This window comes from Paenibacillus montanisoli, from assembly GCF_003268025.1.
Lineage (GTDB): Bacteria > Bacillota > Bacilli > Paenibacillales > Paenibacillaceae > Paenibacillus_Z > Paenibacillus_Z montanisoli.
Window position 1 is genome coordinate 1,571,576 of record NZ_QLUW01000001.1, and the last position, 20,591, is coordinate 1,592,166.

At 52.1% G+C, this 20,591-nt stretch carries 25 protein-coding genes; 13 read left to right on the forward strand and 12 right to left on the reverse strand.

Annotated elements, in window-relative coordinates; all coding sequences use genetic code 11:
- The first annotated feature begins 29 nt into the window (after positions 1 to 29).
- Complete coding sequence (locus DL346_RS06990; RefSeq protein ID WP_112881828.1) at positions 30 to 1,748, forward strand: ABC transporter ATP-binding protein; 1,719 nt, start codon at positions 30 to 32, stop codon at positions 1,746 to 1,748.
- Positions 1,749 to 1,886: 138 nt separating this feature from the next.
- Positions 1,887 to 3,122, forward strand: coding sequence for an aminopeptidase (locus DL346_RS06995; RefSeq protein ID WP_112881295.1), 1,236 nt, complete (start codon positions 1,887 to 1,889; stop codon positions 3,120 to 3,122).
- A 74-nt stretch (positions 3,123 to 3,196) separates the two neighbouring features.
- Here DL346_RS06995 and DL346_RS07000 read toward each other — a convergent pair whose 3' ends face one another.
- The 6 genes from DL346_RS07000 to DL346_RS07025 form a co-directional block, all read right to left on the reverse strand.
- The gene (locus DL346_RS07000; protein ID WP_112881296.1) at positions 3,197 to 3,730 is read right to left on the reverse strand and encodes a GNAT family N-acetyltransferase; all 534 of its coding nucleotides are present in this window, start codon (positions 3,728 to 3,730) and stop codon (positions 3,197 to 3,199) included.
- Positions 3,731 to 3,786: 56 nt separating this feature from the next.
- Positions 3,787 to 4,419 carry a hypothetical protein gene (locus tag DL346_RS07005; protein ID WP_112881297.1) on the reverse strand — a complete coding sequence of 211 codons (633 nt, stop codon included), beginning with the start codon at positions 4,417 to 4,419 and terminating at the stop codon, positions 3,787 to 3,789.
- Positions 4,420 to 4,431: 12 nt separating this feature from the next.
- Positions 4,432 to 4,842, reverse strand: a complete 411-nt coding sequence (locus DL346_RS07010; RefSeq protein ID WP_112881298.1) for a permease prefix domain 1-containing protein — start codon at positions 4,840 to 4,842, stop codon at positions 4,432 to 4,434.
- Between the two features lies 1 nt (position 4,843).
- Positions 4,844 to 5,170, reverse strand: coding sequence for a PadR family transcriptional regulator (locus DL346_RS07015; RefSeq protein ID WP_112881299.1), 327 nt, complete (start codon positions 5,168 to 5,170; stop codon positions 4,844 to 4,846).
- A gap of 897 nt (positions 5,171 to 6,067) precedes the next feature.
- Entirely contained in the window at positions 6,068 to 6,493 is a 426-nt protein-coding gene (locus DL346_RS07020; protein WP_112881300.1) for a VOC family protein, read from the reverse strand.
- Positions 6,494 to 6,683: 190 nt separating this feature from the next.
- Positions 6,684 to 7,241, reverse strand: a complete 558-nt coding sequence (locus DL346_RS07025) for a CBO0543 family protein (RefSeq protein ID WP_112881301.1) — start codon at positions 7,239 to 7,241, stop codon at positions 6,684 to 6,686.
- A gap of 193 nt (positions 7,242 to 7,434) precedes the next feature.
- Here DL346_RS07025 and DL346_RS07030 point away from each other — a divergent pair, with 193 nt between their 5' ends.
- The 9 genes from DL346_RS07030 (at position 7,435) to DL346_RS07065 (ending at position 13,927) form a co-directional block, all read left to right on the forward strand.
- Positions 7,435 to 8,214 (forward strand): hypothetical protein, encoded by a 780-nt coding sequence (locus tag DL346_RS07030; protein WP_112881302.1) that lies wholly within the window; start codon positions 7,435 to 7,437, stop codon positions 8,212 to 8,214.
- Between the two features lie 12 nt (positions 8,215 to 8,226).
- Positions 8,227 to 9,030, forward strand: a complete 804-nt coding sequence (locus tag DL346_RS07035) for a hypothetical protein (protein ID WP_112881303.1) — start codon at positions 8,227 to 8,229, stop codon at positions 9,028 to 9,030.
- 6 nt (positions 9,031 to 9,036) lie between these two features.
- A complete protein-coding gene (locus tag DL346_RS07040) occupies positions 9,037 to 9,498 on the forward strand; it encodes a hypothetical protein (RefSeq protein WP_112881304.1) in 462 nt (153 codons plus the stop codon).
- Positions 9,499 to 9,507: 9 nt separating this feature from the next.
- Positions 9,508 to 9,882, forward strand: a complete 375-nt coding sequence (locus DL346_RS28960; RefSeq protein ID WP_165822396.1) for a hypothetical protein — start codon at positions 9,508 to 9,510, stop codon at positions 9,880 to 9,882.
- Between the two features lie 180 nt (positions 9,883 to 10,062).
- Positions 10,063 to 10,938 (forward strand): AraC family transcriptional regulator, encoded by an 876-nt coding sequence (locus DL346_RS07050; RefSeq protein ID WP_112881305.1) that lies wholly within the window; start codon positions 10,063 to 10,065, stop codon positions 10,936 to 10,938.
- A 163-nt stretch (positions 10,939 to 11,101) separates the two neighbouring features.
- Positions 11,102 to 11,242, forward strand: coding sequence for a hypothetical protein (locus DL346_RS28965; RefSeq protein ID WP_165822397.1), 141 nt, complete (start codon positions 11,102 to 11,104; stop codon positions 11,240 to 11,242).
- Entirely contained in the window at positions 11,232 to 12,359 is a 1,128-nt protein-coding gene (locus tag DL346_RS07055; protein WP_112881306.1) for a cytochrome P450, read from the forward strand. The genes DL346_RS28965 and DL346_RS07055 overlap by 11 nt, the downstream gene beginning before the upstream one ends.
- A 108-nt stretch (positions 12,360 to 12,467) precedes the next feature.
- Positions 12,468 to 13,280 carry an adenosylmethionine decarboxylase gene (gene speD, locus DL346_RS07060; protein WP_112881307.1) on the forward strand — a complete coding sequence of 271 codons (813 nt, stop codon included), beginning with the start codon at positions 12,468 to 12,470 and terminating at the stop codon, positions 13,278 to 13,280.
- A 119-nt stretch (positions 13,281 to 13,399) separates the two neighbouring features.
- Complete coding sequence (locus DL346_RS07065) at positions 13,400 to 13,927, forward strand: GNAT family N-acetyltransferase (protein ID WP_112881308.1); 528 nt, start codon at positions 13,400 to 13,402, stop codon at positions 13,925 to 13,927.
- 63 nt (positions 13,928 to 13,990) lie between these two features.
- On the opposite strand, the gene ytxJ is transcribed toward DL346_RS07065, so the two are convergent.
- The 4 genes from ytxJ to DL346_RS07085 all read right to left on the reverse strand — a co-directional run bounded on the left by ytxJ (position 13,991) and on the right by DL346_RS07085 (position 17,229).
- Positions 13,991 to 14,338: a bacillithiol system redox-active protein YtxJ gene (gene ytxJ, locus DL346_RS07070; protein ID WP_112881309.1), complete on the reverse strand. Its 348-nt coding sequence runs from the start codon at positions 14,336 to 14,338 to the stop codon at positions 13,991 to 13,993.
- 105 nt (positions 14,339 to 14,443) lie between these two features.
- Positions 14,444 to 16,378, reverse strand: a complete 1,935-nt coding sequence (locus tag DL346_RS07075; protein ID WP_112881310.1) for a glycosyl hydrolase family 18 protein — start codon at positions 16,376 to 16,378, stop codon at positions 14,444 to 14,446.
- Positions 16,379 to 16,518: 140 nt separating this feature from the next.
- Complete coding sequence (locus DL346_RS07080; protein WP_112881311.1) at positions 16,519 to 16,797, reverse strand: YxcD family protein; 279 nt, start codon at positions 16,795 to 16,797, stop codon at positions 16,519 to 16,521.
- Between the two features lie 3 nt (positions 16,798 to 16,800).
- Entirely contained in the window at positions 16,801 to 17,229 is a 429-nt protein-coding gene (locus DL346_RS07085) for a hypothetical protein (RefSeq protein WP_112881312.1), read from the reverse strand.
- Between the two features lie 132 nt (positions 17,230 to 17,361).
- Here DL346_RS07085 and DL346_RS07090 point away from each other — a divergent pair, with 132 nt between their 5' ends.
- Positions 17,362 to 17,880, forward strand: a complete 519-nt coding sequence (locus DL346_RS07090) for a DUF309 domain-containing protein (protein ID WP_240633057.1) — start codon at positions 17,362 to 17,364, stop codon at positions 17,878 to 17,880.
- 100 nt (positions 17,881 to 17,980) lie between these two features.
- On the opposite strand, the gene DL346_RS07095 is transcribed toward DL346_RS07090, so the two are convergent.
- On the reverse strand, positions 17,981 to 18,550 hold the full coding sequence (locus DL346_RS07095) for a beta-class carbonic anhydrase (protein WP_112881314.1): 570 nt from the start codon (positions 18,548 to 18,550) through the stop codon (positions 17,981 to 17,983).
- Positions 18,551 to 18,605: 55 nt separating this feature from the next.
- Complete coding sequence (locus DL346_RS07100; protein WP_112881315.1) at positions 18,606 to 18,926, reverse strand: iron-sulfur cluster biosynthesis family protein; 321 nt, start codon at positions 18,924 to 18,926, stop codon at positions 18,606 to 18,608.
- A 121-nt stretch (positions 18,927 to 19,047) separates the two neighbouring features.
- Here DL346_RS07100 and DL346_RS07105 point away from each other — a divergent pair, with 121 nt between their 5' ends.
- Positions 19,048 to 20,550 (forward strand): carboxypeptidase M32, encoded by a 1,503-nt coding sequence (locus tag DL346_RS07105; RefSeq protein WP_112881316.1) that lies wholly within the window; start codon positions 19,048 to 19,050, stop codon positions 20,548 to 20,550.
- Positions 20,551 to 20,591: the final 41 nt, after the last annotated feature.

Sequence of the window (20,591 nt, forward strand, 5' to 3'; positions counted from 1 at the left end):
AAAAAAGTGAAAAGGAGGAACGTCCTATGCTGCTTAGACGCTTTATCGCGTACTACAAACCGTATAAGAAGCTGTTTTACCTCGACTTCTTCAGTGCGATCGTCGCGGGCTTTCTCGAGCTTGGCTTTCCGATTGCGGTCAATCAGTTCGTGGATCAGCTGCTTCCGGGCAAGGATTGGAGTCTGATTGCCTGGGCCTGCCTGGGTCTGTTGGCGATTTACGCCTTGAACGCGCTGCTCAACTATATCGTCACTTACTGGGGTCATATGCTCGGGATCAACATCGAAACCGACATGCGGCGGAAGCTGTTCGATCATATTCAGAAGCTCTCATTCCGTTTCTTCGACAATAACAAGACCGGTCATCTCATGTCGCGCCTGACCAATGATCTGATGGAAATCGGCGAGATGGCGCATCACGGGCCCGAGGATCTGTTCATCGCGGTCATGACGCTGATCGGCGCGTTTTCGCTCATGCTGTACATCAACTGGAAGCTGGCGCTCCTAACCTTTATCGTGGTGCCGCTCATGATCTGGCTGGCCATCCTCTTCAGCAAGAAGATGACCCGGGCTTTTCATCAGCTGTTCACAGATATAGCGGAGTTCAATGCGCGCGTGGAAGATAACGTAGGCGGCATGCGCGTCGTGCAATCGTTCGCGAACGAAGAGTTCGAGAAGAAGCTGTTTCAGGAGAACAACCTGAAGTTCCGGCTGACCAAGCTGATATCCTACAAAATCATGGCGGCCAACATTTCCATCAGCTACGTGCTGAAGCGGTTCGTTACGCTGTTCGTCATGGTTTGCGGCACTTGGTTCGTCATTCAGCAGGAGCTGTCGATCGGCGAGTTTGTCGGGTTTCTGCTGCTGGCAAACGTGTTTATCGGCCCGATTGAGAAAATCAATACGGTCATCGAGAGCTACCCGAAAGGGTTCGCCGGCTTCCGCCGCTACGTGGAGCTGCTTGAAACCGAGCCCGACGTTGCGGATCGCCCGAACGCGGCGGCTGTCCAGAACCTGCGGGGCGAAATCGTATTCAAGGATGTCAGCTTCGGCTATGAAAATGAATCCAACGTGCTGGAGCATATCCATCTGACGATACACGAGGGCGAGACGGTTGCATTCGTCGGCCCTTCCGGCGCAGGGAAAACGACGCTTTGCAGCCTGCTTCCGAGGTTTTACGATGTAGATGGGGGAAGCATCACCATCGACGGCCGCGATATCCGGGACATAAAGCTCTCTTCGCTGCGTAAAGGCATCGGCATCGTCCAGCAGGATGTGTTCCTGTTTTCCGGCACGATTCGCGATAATATCAAATACGGAAAAATGGATGCGACGGACGCGGAGCTCATGCAGGCGGCGAAGAGGGCGCAGCTGGAAGCGTTTATCCTGTCGCTGCCGGATGGTCTCGATACCGTCGTAGGCGAGCGGGGCGTCAAGCTCTCCGGAGGTCAGAAGCAGCGCGTCGCGATCGCTCGGATGTTCCTCAAGAACCCGCCAATCCTCATTCTCGACGAAGCTACCTCCGCACTGGATACGGAGACGGAATCCGCCATTCAGCAATCGCTTGCTCAGCTGTCGCAGGGACGCACGACGCTTGTCATTGCGCACCGTCTCGCGACGATCAAGAATGCCGACCGGATTGTCGTCGTTACCGAGGAAGGCGTATCCGAGCAAGGCAAGCACGAGGAGCTCCTTGAGGCTGGCGGCCACTACAGCCGGCTGCATTATGCGCAATTCCAAACGACTTAAACGGCTTAAACGGCTTATACACCTGAACGGCCTCAAACGTGCCGATCAGGTGTTTTTTGCATCCGGCGCCGCGCCGCTGGTATAATTGGAAGCTGTAATACGGATTGATCTTATCGCTTACATAAAGGAGACGATTCCATGAAATCTTTCCAGCACCGTCTAGAGCAATATGCGGCGCTTGCCGTAGAGGTCGGGGTCAACGTACAGCCCGGCCAGAAGCTGTGCATCATTTCGCAAATCGCGGCTGCCGATTTCGTTCGCGAGGTTGCTAGACGCGCCTACGAGATTGGCGCAAGCTATGTCCACGTCGATTGGAGCGACGAGCTGCTCACGCGCACGAGACTGGAGAAGTCGCCGGAGGAAGGACTGTCTTATTATCCGGAATGGCATGCGAAAGGCCGGGTCGCGCTGGCCGAAGAGGGAGCTGCCTTCCTATGGGTCGTCGCCGAAAACCCGGATTTGCTGAACGGCATCGACGCCTCCCGCGTGGGGCTGGCAACCAAAGCGCAGCAGGCTGCTCTGCAGCCGTTCCGTAAGTTTACGCTCAGCAACGAGGTTTCGTGGTCGATCGTCGCCGTACCGACGCCGGAGTGGGCGGAGAAGGTGTTCCCGGCGCTGCCGGCATCCGATCGCGTCGATGCGCTGTGGGAGGCGATCTTCGCGGCGACGCGCGTCGATGCGAACGATCCGGTTCAGTCGTGGCGCGAGCACGCTGACAATCTCCGCTCGAAAGCGGGCCGTCTGAACGAGCGGAATTACAAGGAGCTGCGCTACCGCAATGCCGTAGGGACCGAGGTGTCTATCGGCTTGCCGGAGGGGCATATTTGGGTGAGCGCGGGTACCCGCAACAAGCAGGGGACAACGTTTATTCCGAACATGCCGACGGAGGAAGTATTCACTTCTCCGCTGCGTACCGCCATTAACGGCAAGGTCGTCAGCAGCAAGCCGCTGAGCTACAACGGCAATTTGATCGACCGTTTCTCGATTACCTTCAAGGAAGGCCGTATTACAGAATATACGGCCGAGGTGGGGTATGACGCGCTGAAAGGCCTGATCGAAACCGACGAAGGCTCTCATTACTTAGGCGAAATCGCTCTCGTACCGTTCCAATCGCCGATTTCCGATACGAACCTCACGTTCTACAACACGCTGTTCGACGAGAATGCGGCCTGCCATCTCGCAATCGGCTTCGCTTTTCCGTTTTGCATCGAAGGCGGCCTCGGAATGAGCAAGGACGAATTGTCGGAGCGCGGCTTGAACCAAAGCTTAACGCATGTCGATTTCATGATTGGCACCGCCGATTTGGACATCGACGGCGTACGGCCGGACGGCTCGGTCGAACCGCTGTTCCGCGGCGGGAACTGGGCATTCTAATCCAGCGCCATAAAAGAGGGGCAGCCCCGTACGTCACGAATGACGATACGGGGCTGCCCCATTTAAATTGCTAGCTATAACATTTTTTCGTACAGGCAAAATCCGCCCTGAGAAGTGCCTTTATAGGCGTAGCCAAGCCCGCTGTAGAAGGCGTTCAGCTTCTCGTTATCGGCGATGCAGTCAAGCCGGATGCGATCCTTGCCCGGGAACGAGATGCCTTCCTCGGCCCATTTGACGATGTCCGCGCCGAGCCTTTGTCCGGCGTAATCACGGTTGATCGCGAGGCGGTGCAGGTAAACGACCGGTTCATGGCCGTCACTCCCCCATAGGCGGTGATCCCAATCGCCCGGCACTTGCATCAGCAGGACGATGCCGGCCAGGATGTCGCCATCCTTGAACATGAAGAGCTCGCCTTTATCGATATGACCGACTACGTTATGGTGATCATCGCCGGAAAGCAGCGAGCTCCACTGTGTAGATCCTTTGCTTTTCAGCCATTTGGCCGCGCCGACCAAGAGCTCCATAACGGCAGGAGCGTCGGATGCCGTTGCTTGGGATACTCGAATGCGTGCGTTTGCGTGATTGAATTTCATCGTGTAGGATGCCATATGAGTTCTCCATTTGCGTTTTTTGATCCTATTGTAGCATCCCTCGCGCGAGGCTATCAAACGGGCGGGCGTTTCGCGTAAAAGTGCATGCTGAGCGGCCACCAGACAACGGCGAAGATCGGATATATCGCCCAGATCTGGTCAGGCGAAGAGGCCGCGTTCAGCGTGATAAACAAAGCGCTCGTTAGAAGAGAAGCGCAGAGCGCGAATTCGAACCACTTTCGGCTGCGGCTGAAATAAATGGACATCGGCCACCAAAGCGCAGCGTAGGCGGGGAAAATGACCCATGGAAAAGCGGGCGATAAAAGCAAGTTCAGCAGGCCGTACGATACGATAATGAAGAAGCTGCCGATCAGAGCCATGCGCAGCGTGCCTGCGTACCGGCCGGCGTACATCAGGACCGGCCACCAAATAATGGCTAACGACGGATATAAGAACCACGGATGGCCGGGGCTATGCGACATGTTTTCCAAAAACAAATAGAGGATGATCAGCAAGCTGGCAACCGCCGAATACGGTTTAATTCTGCCCGCAGCGGCGAAATACATGGCAATCGGCCATTGGAACAGCGCGAAAGCAGGGTGGATCACCCAGAAATAACCGGGGGACGTCAATTGATTGACGAGCAGCAGAAAAACGAACGTCATCAGACTGCCCATAACGGCGAATGCAACGCGGGGACTTCTCATCTCGCCGCCTCCTTACTTCCAGCCGAGCCACTTGTAGAACATAACAAGAGGCCACCAAGCTACGGCAAAGGTCGGATACACGAACCAAATCGTCCCTGGCGTGTAGTACAAATTGATAAAGACGAAGAGGGCGATGATCAGGCTGCTGCCCCAAATGGAGAACCCAAGGTGAAGGCCGAACTGCTTCCGCTTGGCGGCACGATTGTCGGTTCCCTTTACGCCGAGCTCTTGTTTAATATCGGAGATGTCGCCGAATTCGACGATCGTTTTGTTGATCGCATCCTCTTCGGTTTTGCCGCGGCGCATCAGGTCTTGCACTTTCTCCTCCAGGTTTTGCGTAATTTCCTCCTGCATGGCCTGCTTCTGCTCGCTGTCCTCGATTTCTTGAAACCATTCCTCAACGTGCGCGTGAATCTTCTTCATCTTATAACCCCTCCATGAAAATATTGACGATCTCTTTGATTTCGTGCCATTCTTCGACCGTTTCCTTCAGATAAGCCTTCCCGAGCTTCGTAATCTTGTAATAGCGCCGCTTGCTTCCGTGCGAAATGTCGCCCATGTAAGATTCAATCAGCTCCTTGCGTTCCAGCCGTTGAAAGACGGCATACAGCGTTGCTTCCTTGATCTGAAAGCGATCCTGGGTCCGCAAGCTGATTTCTTTGGAAATCTCGTAGCCGTAGCGGTCATCTTCATAAATGAGCCGCAGGATGATGGCGTCGAGATGTCCGCGAATGAGATCACTTCGAATCATGCTTGGTCCTCCTGTACATCTAAAATGTTCCGCATCTATTTACTCTGCCACATAGTGCTCTATCTGTCATAGCTCTATCTGATGGAGTAAATTTAACATATATTACTCTGCGTGTCAAAGTAATATTTCATGCACAAAAAAAGCGCCTGTACAGGCGCTATATGGGAAGGAGGTCTTGAATGTCGAGAGTCCCATCATCGTTAAAACAGGTGGGTTTGTCGCTTCTATAGGGGTAGCTGCGCATGACAGCACGAGAGAGCGATTGCATAATTTAACGGATGCTCCAGTGCTTATTTGCGCAAAAATAACCCTTCCTAACTTCTAACGGTTGCCAGTGGGGCTATCCCCAAATAGCGTTGCTTAGAACCGTTAGAATTTTAAAAGGGCCATTTTAAGGCTAAATAGCGTGCGTGGCAATCGTTAGCGTATGCGCGGCAGCATGAGGCAATTACGATTCTCGATGTCATTCGAGATTTAGATGATTCCTCGATAGAAATCGACAAGCAGCCTGGGCTAAGTCAACCATCCGGACTCGCGACTGATCCTTGTTACTTATCCCACAGTCTGAGCGCCTGTACAGGCGCTCACTGGGTACCCTGATCCGTTTAATTGACCGGCCGCGGACCTTTTTGTGTATTCTTGCTGCGGTTAACCGCATTCTGTCCGCCTTGATTGGCGTTAAAGCCTGCATCTTTGACGATCTGACCGCCGCTTTGCGCTTTCTGAATCCACGTGATTTTACGACGATCGTTATGAATCGTAATGTTGTAAGCCTCCCATCCTATTTGTACAGGATATGAATCTATGATGGAGGTGACTAGTTAAGTGTCCTGCAGTCTGGCAAATAAAAAAGGCATTCAAACTGATGCCAGTTTAAATGCCATTCCTTCTAACGATTTAAGCTTGTTCGCCGCTGCCCAGGTTAAACTGCCAGCCGATGCCGAACTTGTCCGTTACCATCCCGTACAGTTTGCTCCAAAACGTTTCTTGAAGCGGCATAACGACTTGGCCGCCCTCGCCTAGCTTCGCGTATACGCGCTTAAGCTCTTCCGCATCGTCAATGACGATCGCAAGGCTGATGTTGTTGCCCATGGTGAATGGCATGCCCGGGAAGGTGTCCGAGAACATGAGGTTGCTGCCATAAACATTAAGGCGTGCATGCATAATGCCGTTTCCCATGCCAGGCGGCAGCGGATGGTCAGGACTTGACGGCATGTCGCCGAAGGTCGTGAGGTTCGAAATTTCCGTATTGAATACCTCGGCATAAAATTCGACAACTTCACGGGTATTCCCTTGGAAATTCAGGTAAGCATCAACTGACATTACGTTCACTCCTTAACGATATTGTAGAAGAAGGTAATCTTCACTGACATATTGTAACATTTTTTCGCTTCGGAAGAAAACTTGTCCGAGGTATTTTTGTCCATTGCTTTCATGCCGGCCTGCTGTTATTTGACTAAAAAGAGAAATGACCCGAAAGGCGCGATCTTAGTCAGATAGGCCGGATTACGGGTCATTGTTGCGCGCTGGCTTGGATGCTTTGCACCTTATCCACGAACCAGCGAATAAGGACGGCCAGCACGAAATAGATGGGGAACGAGTAGATCAGTTTCCAGTTTATCAGGAGATAAAGGTCCGCCCAGATGTGGATGGGCTCGATGACAAACGCAACCAAAGCCGAATAAATAAGGGAAGCGATCAGGTAGCTGAGCCAGGACCGGAAATATTGATAAATGAGCATAAACGACAGCGGCAGATAGAACACGTTGTTAATAAAAACCGTGTACATCGGAGTCACCTTGATCGGATATTCCCATAATACATAGCTCGTCCCGATCGTATCGAGCAGCTGCGCTACGGCCGTCCAAATGAGCCCGTAGAACAGCAGCCCCAGGAGACGGCTCTTATCGACCAGCCTCCAAACGATGAAAACGCCAATGAGCGTTAGGAGGATGATGACCCAGAATTGCGTAGAAAACAAACTATAGGTCTTCCAATGCTCATGGAATAGGGTTGATGTCTGCTTGATGGACTCCAATACTTTCTCATAGTGCGAAGGAACTTTGTCCATGACAGGGACCACATCATTTCATCGTAGAATGGATAGTGCATCTCTATTTATTTCCCTGTGTCGCGCGCAGATATTCAAGTCGATTTCCTCTGATTAGAATGTTCTAATTTTTGGTTAATCCGTCATCACTAGGGGATGTAAAACCGGGAAATACTAGCCATAACTTCCGGATGCGTGATGAGGTGCATGACTTTTGTATCAGGCCAGACGACTTAGATCTAATTTATCCACCATCTCGACGACGCAGCTGCATCTGCGAAACCCATGGGTCGTCGCATTCTGGTCATTCGCGTTTCCCGGCTGCGGCAATCTTGTCCAGAATCGAAAAGTGATCGGCATGATACTCATCGTTTGGGAGCTGATCGTGAACACGAATGCCCAGATCAATTTGTCGATCTTCTATTCGCTGCTCGGCCAGTTCGAATTGGCAAAGGAGGTCGTCGATAAACAATGGTTCCTGATGTATATGGGGCTGTATACGTACGGAATATGGGACAGCTTTCGCGGGACGATCGATTTGAACAAGCAATATAGGCTGGCCGATATGGAGGATGCGCCTACCCGGGCGTTTACGATGGGCGCGGTCGATATGAATTTCACCGACATTCGCAAGCCATGGCTTGCGGCCGTGTTTTCCTTGCTGATGCCGGGACTAGGCCATCTGTATGTATTTAAAGTCATTATCGGCCTCTTCATGATAATATGGACGGTTGTCGTTGTCTTTCAATCGAATGTGCTGCAAGCCATTCATCTATCCATGACCGGAAACATCGGCGAAGCGATATCCAGCCTGGACATGCAGTGGCTGATGTACATTCCGTCCATTTACGGCTATGTCTTATTCGACGGCTATGTATCGGCCGTAGAATTCAATAATCTGTTGAAGAAAGAGCAATCTAAATTTCTACGGGACAACTATCCGGTCAGCGCTTTTCCTATGCCTGCCGCATCCGGCCGGGAGCAGAGTCCTTAAGGAGATGATGGTTTGACTACGAATTCCCAATCGCAATCGCAACAATATCAATCGCAATCGCGCCGCAACAGGGCACATCTGTCCCAGTTCAATACGACGCAGATCCATCTGCGAAATCCGTTCGTCGTCACCTTCTGGTCCTTGATGTCTCCGGGGCTCGGGTATTTCATGCAGGACCGTACCTTAAAAGCTTTCGTAACCGTCATATGGGGTATTTTCATCAATGTGAAAGCACAAATCAATCTAGCTATCGTGTATTCGTTTACCGGCCGGTTCGATTTAGCCAAGAGCGTCGTCGATAAACGATGGTTTATACTCTATCTTGCCGTATATGTGTACGGCATTTGGGATGGATACCGCGGGACCGTTGATTTGAATAAACAGTACCGGCTTGCCGATCTTGAGGATGCCAAGCTTCAGACGTTTAACATCGCAAGCTGGGACATCAATTTCATGGATAAGCGATCTCCATGGGTGGCTGTCATGTGGTCTGCTTTTATGCCGGGGCTGGGCTATTTATATTTGCATAAGGTCGTTTCGGGCTTGTTCATGATTGGATGGAGTATCATCGTTCTATATATGTCGCATGCCTTAGAGGCGATCCACCTTACGTTAATCTGCCGCTTCCCTGAAGCGAAAGCAGCTCTAGATACGGAATGGCTGTTGTATTTGCCTGCGACCTATGCGTTTGCCATGATGGATTGCTATATAGACGCTGTTGAGAACAACAAACTGTTCGAGAAGGAACAATCCCAGTTTCTGCGGGAGGAATATCCGATTGCCGGCTTCAAGATGCCGAGACTGAGTCAGGAGTGATACGCTTTGTACCTTATCGCGTCGTTCGAACAAACGATCTATTTGGAAATTGCGCTGAAAACGCTGGAGCAGCATGGTGTCCGCAAGCAGCAAATTCTCGCGGTTCCTCTTGACAAGGGCCCTGAGACGCGACGGATATTCGATACCATGCATTATTCGGACGGTTATAGTTTATTCGATGTTGCGGCGGTGCTGGCCACGTGCGGGATGCTGCTCGGCGCCATATATGGCTTCGTCTTGGAGTGGGGCCCCATTATTTGGGGCATCATCGGATTCATTCTCGGGGCTGGGCTCGGTCTCTTGTTAAAGTATATCTTCATGAAAAAGCAGAAGGCGGTGAAGAAAGCCAACGCCTTAACGGCCGAAGTCTTTATCATGATCGACTGCTTGGAAAATCAGGGCGAATGGATCGAGCGGGTGCTGTGGGAAAATCATGCGCTCGGCATCGCAAAGCTGCGTCAAGGTTGAAGCTGCGCGATGTACTTGGACAAACTGAACGCTAGCTGGACCTCTTTTGCTGCGGAATGCGGACTTAACGTGGAACTGCGCATTACGAACACAACGAAGCTTCGCGGTTGCCCGAAGATGTATATGCTCGAATTCCGGTATAAAGGCGCGCGGTATCATTTGTATCATGAATTGGAAGGGCACAGCTATCACTTGCACATCGTGAACGCCGCCTATCCAACCGCAAGGCTGCAAGACCTGTTCGACTGCGGCGAGGCAGTATGCATGGATATCATTCATGCTTTTATGCACCAGCATTATGAGGGCATTCAGACCTCTGTCGATTGCAGCGGGGGACTTGATGCCGCCAAGCAGTATATTTTACATATGCGATATGCCAATTGACGAAATTCGCGATTCAGGTTACGATTTGGGCTATTGATCATATAGCGCTTTGCTTCCGCTGCAGGAGCAAAGCGTTTTTTCATATCGTCGTACGATAGACGAGTCCGACTAAAATAGGATGAGAATAGTCGGATGGCCGCAAGCAATATCTAGTACTGTAGAGATGCGGGGGAGGTGCTCATGAGCATGCTGGAATCGTTGAATCGCGCACTGGGCTATATCGAAGACCATTTGGCGGATGACCTTGATTTCAAAGAAGTCGAGCGGCTGGCGTTATGCTCGGAGTTTCATTTCAAGAAGATGTTTTCGTTTCTTGCGGGCATATCGATCGCCGAATACATCCGTAGAAGAAGGCTGACGCTTGCCGCATTCGAGCTGAGCGACAGCAGCGCGAGAATCATCGATATCGCCGTGAAATACGGGTATAGCTCGCCGGATTCATTCACGAGAGCGTTCTGCGGTTTGCATGGCTTGACTCCGACCGAAGCAAGAAGCAAAGGGCAGACGTTGAAGGCTTATCCGAGAATGAGCTTTCAGCTCACCATCAAAGGGGGAAACGAAATGAAGTATCGCATCGAGGAGAAGGAAGCGTTTCGCATTGTAGGGATCATGAAGCGGGTGCCGATTATTTTTAACGGCGTCAATTCGGAAATCGCGGCGATGTGGGGGAGCTTGAACGCGGAGAAAATTGCCGCGCTGAAAGGTCTCTCAAATATGGACCCGAAGGGGATCATCAGCGCATCCACGAATTTCTCCGAAGAACGGATGGAGGAAAAAGGAGAGTTGGACCACTATATCGGCGTCGCCACAACGCTGGCTTGCCCGGAGCCGTTCGCTGAGCTGGATGTGCCTGCCTGCACATGGGCCGTCTTTGAAGCGGCAGGACCTTTCCCGGAAACCTTGCAAAATATATGGGGCCGCATTTATTCGGAATGGTTTCCATCCTATAACTTTGAGCAGATCAACGGGCCGGAGCTGTTGTGGACCGAGAGCAAGGATACCTCGTCGCCGACCTTCAGAAGCGAAATTTGGATCCCGGTGAAGAAGCGGGCATAGTCTTTTGGACAAAGAAAACAGTCTCCGTTTGGACACGGGGGCTGTTTTTTTTTTTCGTATAGAAAAAAGAGTATTGTCACCGCGCGTCCAAAATTGTATGTTTGTGGATATCCAAGCCCAATGCATGACCGAATCCAGCCCCTATGAAAGGTGAGTGAGCTTGATGCAAAATCAATCGCATCTCTCGGAAATGTTCAATCTGTCAGCATGGTTTCGAGCGTATTCGGAAGAGAGGCATAGCGATCCTTATCCGTTCTACGCTTATTTGCTCAAGCAGGAGCCGGCGAAGTTTTTTGGAGGATAATAATTTTTGGGTGTATTCCAGGTATGAGGACGTCAACCGAATCTTGAAGGACACGGTCTTTGTCAAAGAGAACCGAAATGCGATGCCGCCGCATGCGAACGAGGCACAGCAGCAGGGGACAACTGCCGAGTCGAACCCGATGATGAGCATGCTCGACAATTGGATGCTGTTTCGCGACCCGCCGACTCATACGCGTTTGAGGGGCTTGGTCAGTCACGCTTTTACGCCAAGAGCGATGGAGAAGCTCAAGCAGAGCATTGTCAGTATCGCGGAGCAGCTGGCAGAGCGAATGGCCGAAGAAGAAGAGCCTGATCTCATCGCATCGTTCGCGTTTCCTTTGCCGGTCATCGTCATCGCCGAGCTGCTAGGGGTACCGCCGGAGGATCGCGACTTGTTCAAGGCATGGTCGAATACGTTCGCCAGAGTGCTGGATGGCGTCGATCATCCTCCTGATTTTGCGGAGCAATCCGCCAAGGCGGCGGTCGAAATCACGGATTATTTCCGCACGTTGATTGCGCAGCGCAAATCTTCGCCTCGAGAAGACATGATCAGCGAACTGATTGCCGCCAAGGAGCAAGGAGACCGGTTAACCGAGCAGGAATTGATCGCTACCTGCGTATTGCTGCTCGTCGCCGGACATGAAACGACGGTCAATATGATCGGAAATACGGTCCTGACGCTCTTTAACCACCCGGAACAGCGGATGCGCCTCTTAGAACGGCCCGACCTTATTCCCTCCTCGATTGAAGAAGCGCTGCGATTCGAAAGTCCGGTACAGATGACGTCGCGTCTAGCTTCCGCCGATATCGAGCTTGGCGGCCAGAAGATCCGGCAAGGCCAGGTCGTGCAAGTGATGCTGGGGGCGGCGAACCGCGATCCGGCCCAGTTCGACCAGCCGGATCGGTTCAACATCGAACGGGCGCCGAATCGGCATCTAGCCTTTGCTTCAGGCGCGCATTTCTGTCTAGGTGCGCCGCTTGCCCGGCTGGAGGGCGAAATTGCACTGACCGTGCTGATGAATCGATTCCCTAAGCTGCGCCAAGCTGACCGCCCGCTGAAACGGACGCAAAGCGTGCTGTTCCGCGGACTGGATCGTTTGTATGTCCGCACGCAGTAATATTGAACTTCTATGACGAAATATGGAATAGAAGAAGACCCGTCTTCCCATCCTAAGCTTAAGCTATTCAGACATCCGCGCCGCTGGCGTTACTTAGGGGGAGCTTCTATGACCATAACATCGGAGCAGCGCATTACGCTGCATGGCTTTAATAATCTGACGAAATCGCTGAGCTTCAACATGTACGATATTTGCTATACCAAGACCAAGGAAGAGCGCGAAGCGTATATCGCCTATATCGATCAGCAGTACAATGCCGACCGCCTAACCTCCATTCTTAAGAGCGTCGCCGACATTATTGGCGCCCACGTGCTCAATATTGCGAAGCAGGATTACGAGCCGCAAGGCGCCAGCGTGACGGTGCTCGTCTCGGAAGGACCGGTCGAGCAGGCGCCGGACGAATCGTTCGAGGAGTCGCCGGGCCCGCTGCCGGAAGGGGTGGTCATGCACCTCAATACGAGCCATATCACGGTACATACATATCCCGAGTATCATCCGGACGAAGGGATTTGTACGTTTCGTGCGGATATCGACGTCTCTACCTGCGGCGAGATTTCGCCGCTGAAGGCGCTAAACTATCTCATCCACTCCTTCGACACCGACATTATGATCATCGATTACCGGGTTCGGGGATTCACGCGCGATATTAACGGCTATAAGCTCTTTATTGACCACGAGATCAGTTCGATCCAAAACTATATCCCGCAAGAGGTTCAAGACCTGTACCAGATGATCGACGTCAACGTGTATCAGGAAAACATTTTCCATACGAAATGCAAGCTGCGCGAATTTGACTTAAACAATTACTTGTTCGGCTATACGAAGGATACGCTGAGCAAGCAGGAGCAGCTGGAAATAGAGAAAAGCGTCAAATGGGAAATGGACGAAATCTTCTATGGGAAAAACATGGTATTTGCATAGGCGGAAGCCGGGCGCGAAGCGAGAAGCGCACCGGCTTTTTTGTTTTTATTTCATCTTGAATGGGATCTGTTATAATTTTACTGCAGGTTTATATCACGCAAGTGGTACAGGAGGATAATATGGTCTCAATCAAGCAAATGAAACTCGAAGATTCCTGCAAGATCCATGATATTGACCGTTCGGAAACCATTCATTTGATTTATACATGCAGCAACGGGGTACTCGAAGAAAAGAAAGCGGGGCATGAATGCCCGAACTGGGAAGAAGATCATGTTGTTGAAATCATTGCTAGGTACGAAGATGAAGTCCAGAACGGAGGGACTGCATACGGAGCATACGACAAGGATAAATTGGTCGGGTTCGGCGTCTTGGCCCACAAGTTTAGGGGGAAGGAGAAAAACCGGCTTCAGATCGACCTTATGTACGTTTCAAGGGAATACCGAAGACAAGGAATCGGCAAGCGGATCATGGATGCATTAAGCCAAGCGGCCATTGAAAAAGGCGCAAAGTACTTATACATCTCTTCGACCGAAACGGAGTCGGCGGTTAAGTTTTATTCCAGCTGCGGTTCCGCAATTACATCCGAAATCGATAAGGAATTATTCGATAAAGAACCTCTTGACATCCATATGCTAAAGAAGCTTTAGTCTCCTGCGAAATGAAAAAGCCAGTCGCCGATTGATATCAGCGACTGGCTTTTTTTGCCTTGATTAATTCATGACCGCGTTCATATGCGCTTCGGTAATGGACCAATGCGATGCGGTCCAGTACTTCGCTTTATCTTTGATCAGGATGATTTGCGGAGATTCGTGCTTCACCGAGGTATCCTCAGCGATTTGGTTCGATACCGGACGGGACTCGATGACTTTGACCAGGATAAAGTCAGTGTCGGCCGATGCAGCTTCGTTATTCTTCAAGTAGTTCGAGAACTCCGTGAACGCGTTTGCGCTGACCGGGCAAGTCGTGCTGTGCTTGAACACAACAAGCGGACGCTTGCTCGAGCTTTCTAAAGCGGCTTGCCATTCTTCGATCGTTTGGATTTCTTTTAATTGGGACATCCGAATTCTCCTAACTGTTATGAAATGAGTTACAGAACAACCAACCTCATCATCATACCATAACGATCGGCGGATGTACTACTTTGCCCGGTCTCAGCTGTAAGCCTATTTCTGCTGAAGCAGCATCGTCCACAGCTCGGCTTGCTCGTATCCGAGGCGCCAAGCGGCGATGCCGGCCAAATCGTATTTCTTCGCGATCGCAACGCGCGCTTTCACGGTATCGGCCGTTTCGGCCCAGAATACATGCGTATACCCGTCCGAGCCTGCGTACATGTATTTCCACTGACCGGCGATTGCGTCATAGGTGCGCGTGGCGCCATTCTCGGCAATCACGCGAGGCAAATCACTCATGTAGATCGCTTTATTATCCACCAGATTGCCGGAGGCATCCACGCGCCATTCCCGCACATAGAACGGGATGCCAAGCATCAGCTTGCTGCGCGGCACGCCATAGGCCAAAAATTGCTTGACGCCGTCTTCCACCCAGGTCAGTTCGGCAACGGAGCCCGCTTCGTCACTGCCTTTCCAGTGCTGGTCATAGGCCATGATCATAATCATGTCGACGATTTGAGCGAGAGCCGCCGTATCGTATGCGGTTTTCAGATCCCATTTCACATCGCCTCTCGGCAAGTCGATGGAAACCGTCAAGCCGGCTTTGTGCGCGGCACCCGTTAAGTTGCGGATGAATTCGGTATAAAGAGCGCGGTCCTTGCCTGCCATGCCTTCGAAATCGACGTTAACGCCTTCGACGCGCAGCTCCGAAAGCCGACGGACTAGCGTAGTGATGAATTTGTTCATGGCAGCCGGATCGCTCAGGAATGCGCTTGTAAGCGCTGCGTCGAACTGATTGCTGACGAGCGGCGTCAGCTTAATGCCGGATGTCTTCAATTCCTCTACCAATGCAGGATCCGAGGAGTCCGTTATGGTGCCGTCAGCGCTTGAAAGCTCGAACCAGGTAGGCGAATCCACATCGAGGCCTTGCGTCTGGCTGATTTGCTCGAGTACCGCTGACGTCCGGGACGTCCCGTTCCAGGCGAGCAGCTGCAGCTTCTTCATGTTGTTCCAAAGCGGCCGGAAATCCGATGTCATGACAACCGATCCGGTATAGCTTGCAGCGAACGCGACAGCGCTTTTCCGGGTATGGAAGGCGTTCAGCTTCTTGTCGCCTTGATAAACGGCTAAGTAAGGCGAATTCGTCCACCAGGTGAGGCCGTTCTTGACGACGGAGGCGCCGGAAAGCGTCTTTGCATAGGCGATTGCGCTCTGAATGCTATGATAGGAGGCCACAACCGGTCCGGACTGTATGACGTTGAATGATGGTTTATTGTTATGTATGATTTGTCCGGTTGCCGTATTGACGACGCTGCTGCCAGGTACCTTCGCTGAAGCGCGAATCGCATCGAGCAAGAAGCTGTATTCCGGAGCGCTTGCGGGAGTATTTTCCGTTATGATGCCATACTTTGGCTCGGCTTTGCGCTGCGTATCCTCCTGGGCAGCCGACAGGTTGTCCCAAATCCATTGGTTCGTTGCCAGCTCGATAATATGGATGTTGCTATAGGCCTTCGCTGCTTTCTTAGCTTCGGCAAGGGTTGCGAACGACCAGTTCGCCAGAGTCTTGTCACCTTGATACATTTGATAGTTCGGATAGGCGCTTTGCACGAAGCCGGGCTTCTCCAAATCGCGAATTTGCGCGAAGCGGACCTTCCCTGCAAATTGCTTCGCTTCATATAGCGTGCGGAACTCGCGTCCGCCGGAGGTAACGCCGTTCTCGTACACCTTATACCGCGGCAGATTGTCCCATATCCACTCGCGGTTCGCGATTTTCTCCACGTGGGTATACGTGAACCGCTTGGCGTACGCGATGGCGCTGCTTTCGGAAGCAAATTCCTTCAATGCGGCGTCGTTGTGGTAGACACGGTACTTAGTCGTGTAGTCGGAACTGCCGGCAGCGTCGGCTTCGGGCGTTCCAATCGGCGCGAATATCGCTTGATAAGCGACGGCAGCAACGACGACGAACGTCCATTTCTTGCGAATAATCATCGGTCAGCATAACACTCCTCTCTAAATCTATTCTATTAGACGTAGAATAGAGCGGGAGGTTGCGTCCGAATCGACATTTTACGATAATTAAAAACAAAAAACGGGATCGGCGTTTGGCGCCAATCCCGTCTGTCTCTCACTTAATCCTCAATATCCGCCCAGAACTCCTCGTCCGCGTCCAGCTTAATCTGCGACCGGAATTTCCGCAGCTGGTATTGCTTCCATAAATACTGTTCGATGGCTTCGAGCAGGTTCGATTCGACCAAGTACTGGTTGCGACCCTGAACCCAAACCTCCGCGGTAAATCCGTATTGCTCCTCCCATGACAGCTGCACTTCGACATCCGTCGGCGAGACACCTCTGCGTTCGGCCATATGGAGGCAAACGGCGTTTATGATCTCGTCCGTGTAAATTCTCATCGCTTAGTAGGTTCTCCGGTCATCGGGACGCGCTGGCTTGCGACGATTTTTGAAATAGTGGAATATCCCGCGTATCGCGACGATCAGAATGTAAATCGCGAGCACGTTGATAATCAAGCCGAACATGTCGCCGAGGAAACCCATGTTGCCGAACAAGCCGCCGAATAGCATACCGGCCAAGCCGCCGATCATGAGTCCTTTCATCAAGCTGCCGCCGCTGAAGAAGCCGCGCTTGCCGGTTGTTGCTGCCCCCGATTTCGGTGTCCCGCTTGTCCCGCTTGTGCTTTTGTTTACACTATCAGCAGGTTTAGAAGGGGTCGTGAAGCTCTTCTTCGGCGAAGAAATTTTGCCTCTTGGCTTCGCATCGACCGCGCCTGCGCTGAACGCGAAGAAAAGCGCGAAAGCCATCAGCATGAGTAAACCCTTTTTCATCTGTCATTCTCCTCCTGATATGCTGCTAATACAGCCTATATTGCCAATCAGTACAATTACGTCTAATATAATCAAAGGTTTCAGTTTTCATTCTCTTTTTTTCGAACAAAAAGACGAAGGCGGGGGATGGCAGTGCCGTTCAAACAATACCCGGCGGCCTATGAGTCGTTTCTCTATGAGTTTCATGCGACTAGGGATTATTTCGAGTGCCATGAGCTGCTCGAGGAATATTGGAAGGAACATCCCGGCGATCCGCTTGGTCCGACCTGGGTCGGTCTCATTCAGCTTGCCGTCGGTTCCTATCATCATCGGAGAAAGAACTACCGCGGCGCGCTGAAAATGATGCGGCATTGCCGCCAGCGGCTGACATCGGAGCGTCTGCGCGAGCTCGGACTCGAAGGCGCTGCGCTTCTTGCGCTTGCGGAGGAGAGAATAGCGGCGCTTGAGCGAATGGAGCCGTTCGAAGACATCGACTTGCCATTTGCCGATCAAGAGCTGCTGGCCCGCGTCATGCAAACCGCGGAGAAGGAAGGACAACGGTGGGGGGCGTCTAGCAGCATGGACGATCAGCTCATCAATCGCCACACGCTGCGCGACCGGAGCGGTGTCATTGCAGCCCGTGAAGCGGCCGCGAAGGCGAAGAAGCGCTAGCCTCTACAGGGATTGACTGAGTCATAAACGACAAAAAGCTTCGCCTTCAAACCATGCTGATGCTGATTTGAAAGCGAAGCTTTATTATATGTTCCCGGATTTATTTAACCGGCTCGTATCCGTTCACAACCAGGTCCAGCTTGCCGGTTTGCGGGTCAATGATCAAGCCGTGCACGGGGGTGTTCGGCGGGAGAAGCGGATGGTTCTTGATGATGCCGACGCTTCGCTCTACGCTGTCATGCACGTTGTCGAAGCCGGTCAGCCAGCGCTCCAGATGCATGCCGGAATTGCGCAGCGTTCTGACCGTCTCCTGAGAGACGCCGCTGTCCAGCATATGCTCGATGACGACCTCGGGATTGATGCCGGTCATGCCGCATTCATGGTGGCCGATGACGACAACCTCGTCAGCGCCCAGCTCATAGAGCGCGATCAGAATGCTTCGCATAATATTGCCGAACGGCTGCGTCACGATCGCGCCGGCGTTCTTGATGATCTTCGCGTCGCCGTTGCGAAGGTTAAGCGCCTTCGGCAGCAACTCGGTGAGGCGAGCGTCCATACACGTGACGATGACCATCTTTTTATCCGGGAAACGGTCGGTCAAATACTTCTCGTAGTCGCGATTGGCGACAAATTGCTCGTTAAATGCAAGAATATCCTTTAGTTTGTTCATGAGGTTCCCTCCAACCCGAGTGTAAAAATAAGTGCTCTCTCTGTAAGAACTAGTATTAGACGTTCATTAACCGCAAATTCGCGGTGTAAATCTGGCTGTCGCTCTTCAAGCTGAATGAGCTGCGCGCTTCATTATAATCCACCTTCAGGTTCGGCTCGAAAAACACCTCGTAGCGGGGCTCGTACCATACCGAATACGGCGTGCCGCTGCCCAATGTGTCATCCTGATGAGGCTGATCCAGGAGCTGCAGCATCGGGACGCCGCTGACGACGCAGCCGCAGCCTTCGGTGTCATAGAGCAGCTTGAGCGATTTGCGGCCATCCTTCAGATAGGGAGCCAGCTTCTCGATCGCAGACGGGGTAAACGTAAAATGCAAGTCCATCACTCCTTTCTTGCCGGATGTCGTGCAAAGTGATGATTAGGTTGATTATACGGTTTGCAAAAAGTATGATCAAGTAGTAGCCGCAAAACGAAAGTGGAAGGGTGATGACAGTTTGATGACAAATGTATTGGATTTGTTTGTTGAACGGATCGGACTTATAAAGAGCTATGAAGAATCGCTGGCTTTGCTCAGCTGGGATTTACGCACGGGAGCGCCCCGCAAAGGAATGGATGTCCGCTCGCAGTCAATCGGCAACCTATCGGGCGAAATGTTCAAGCTGGCAACCGCGCCTGAGCTTGGCGAGTGGCTGACAGAGCTGGAAAAGCCGGATACATACGAGGGATTGAACGAGGTTCATAAACGGCTTGTTACGGAAACGCGTAAGGACTACGACCGCAGCGTCAAGATTCCGCCGAAGCTGTATCAGGAATATGTCGTGCTGACGTCGCAGGCGGAGACGTTTTGGGAAGAAGCGAAAGCGAACAGCGATTATGCGTCGTTCGAGCCGTATTTGGATAAGATCATCAACTATACGAACCAATTTATCGATCTATGGGGCGTGAAGGGCACTCGCTACGATACGCTGCTTGATATGTACGAGCCGGGCATGACGACGGCGGAGCTTGACCGCGTTTTCGGCGGCCTGCGCGAGAAGCTTGTTCCGCTGTCGGCTGCGATCGCGGCATCGCCGCATCAGCCGGAAACCGGATTTTTGAAGCAATCGTACGCCAAGGAAGCGCAGAAGAAGTTCAGCCTGTTTATTTTGGATCAATTGGGCTTCGACTTCTCAGGCGGCCGTCTGGACGAAAGCGCGCACCCGTTCGCGACCGGGCTTAATCCGGGCGATGTCCGGATCACGACGCGTTACCTGACAGATGACGTGACCAGCGCTCTCTTCGGCACGATCCATGAATGCGGGCACGCCATGTATGAGCAGAACATCCGCCAAGACCTGATCGGCACGACGCTTTGCACCGGCACATCGATGGGCATCCACGAATCGCAATCCCGTTTCTGGGAAAATGTCATCGGCCGCAGTTTAAGCTTCTGGAGCCGCTATTACGGCGATCTGCAGCAGCATTTCCCGAATCAGCTCGAGGTGCCGATGGAGGATTTCTACCGCGCGACGAACGTCGTTCAGCCTTCGCTGATCCGGATCGAGGCGGATGAATTGACTTACAACCTGCACATCATCATCCGCTACGAGATGGAGAAGCTGATCTTTAATGAAGGAGTTAAAGCGTCGGAGCTTCCTGAATTATGGAATGAAAAGTATAAAGAGTATCTCGGCATTGAGCCGGCGAATGACGGAGAGGGCGTGCTGCAGGATGTTCACTGGTCCGGCGGAGCGTTCGGCTACTTCCCGTCTTACTCGCTCGGCAACATGTACGCTGCCCAAATAACCGACACGCTCGAACGCGAAATGCCGAATATCTGGGAGCTGGTCGAAAACGGCAACCTGCATCCGATCAAGGATTGGCTGACCGACAAAGTATATCAGTACGGCAAGCTCAAAACGCCTTCCGAGCTGATCGTCGATATTACGGGCAAGCCGCTGGATCCGGATTATTTGTTCACCTATTTAGAGAAGAAGTATTCGGCTATTTACAAGCTGTAACGAATAGAGGCCGCTTCGCGCGATTCACGATCGCGGAGGCG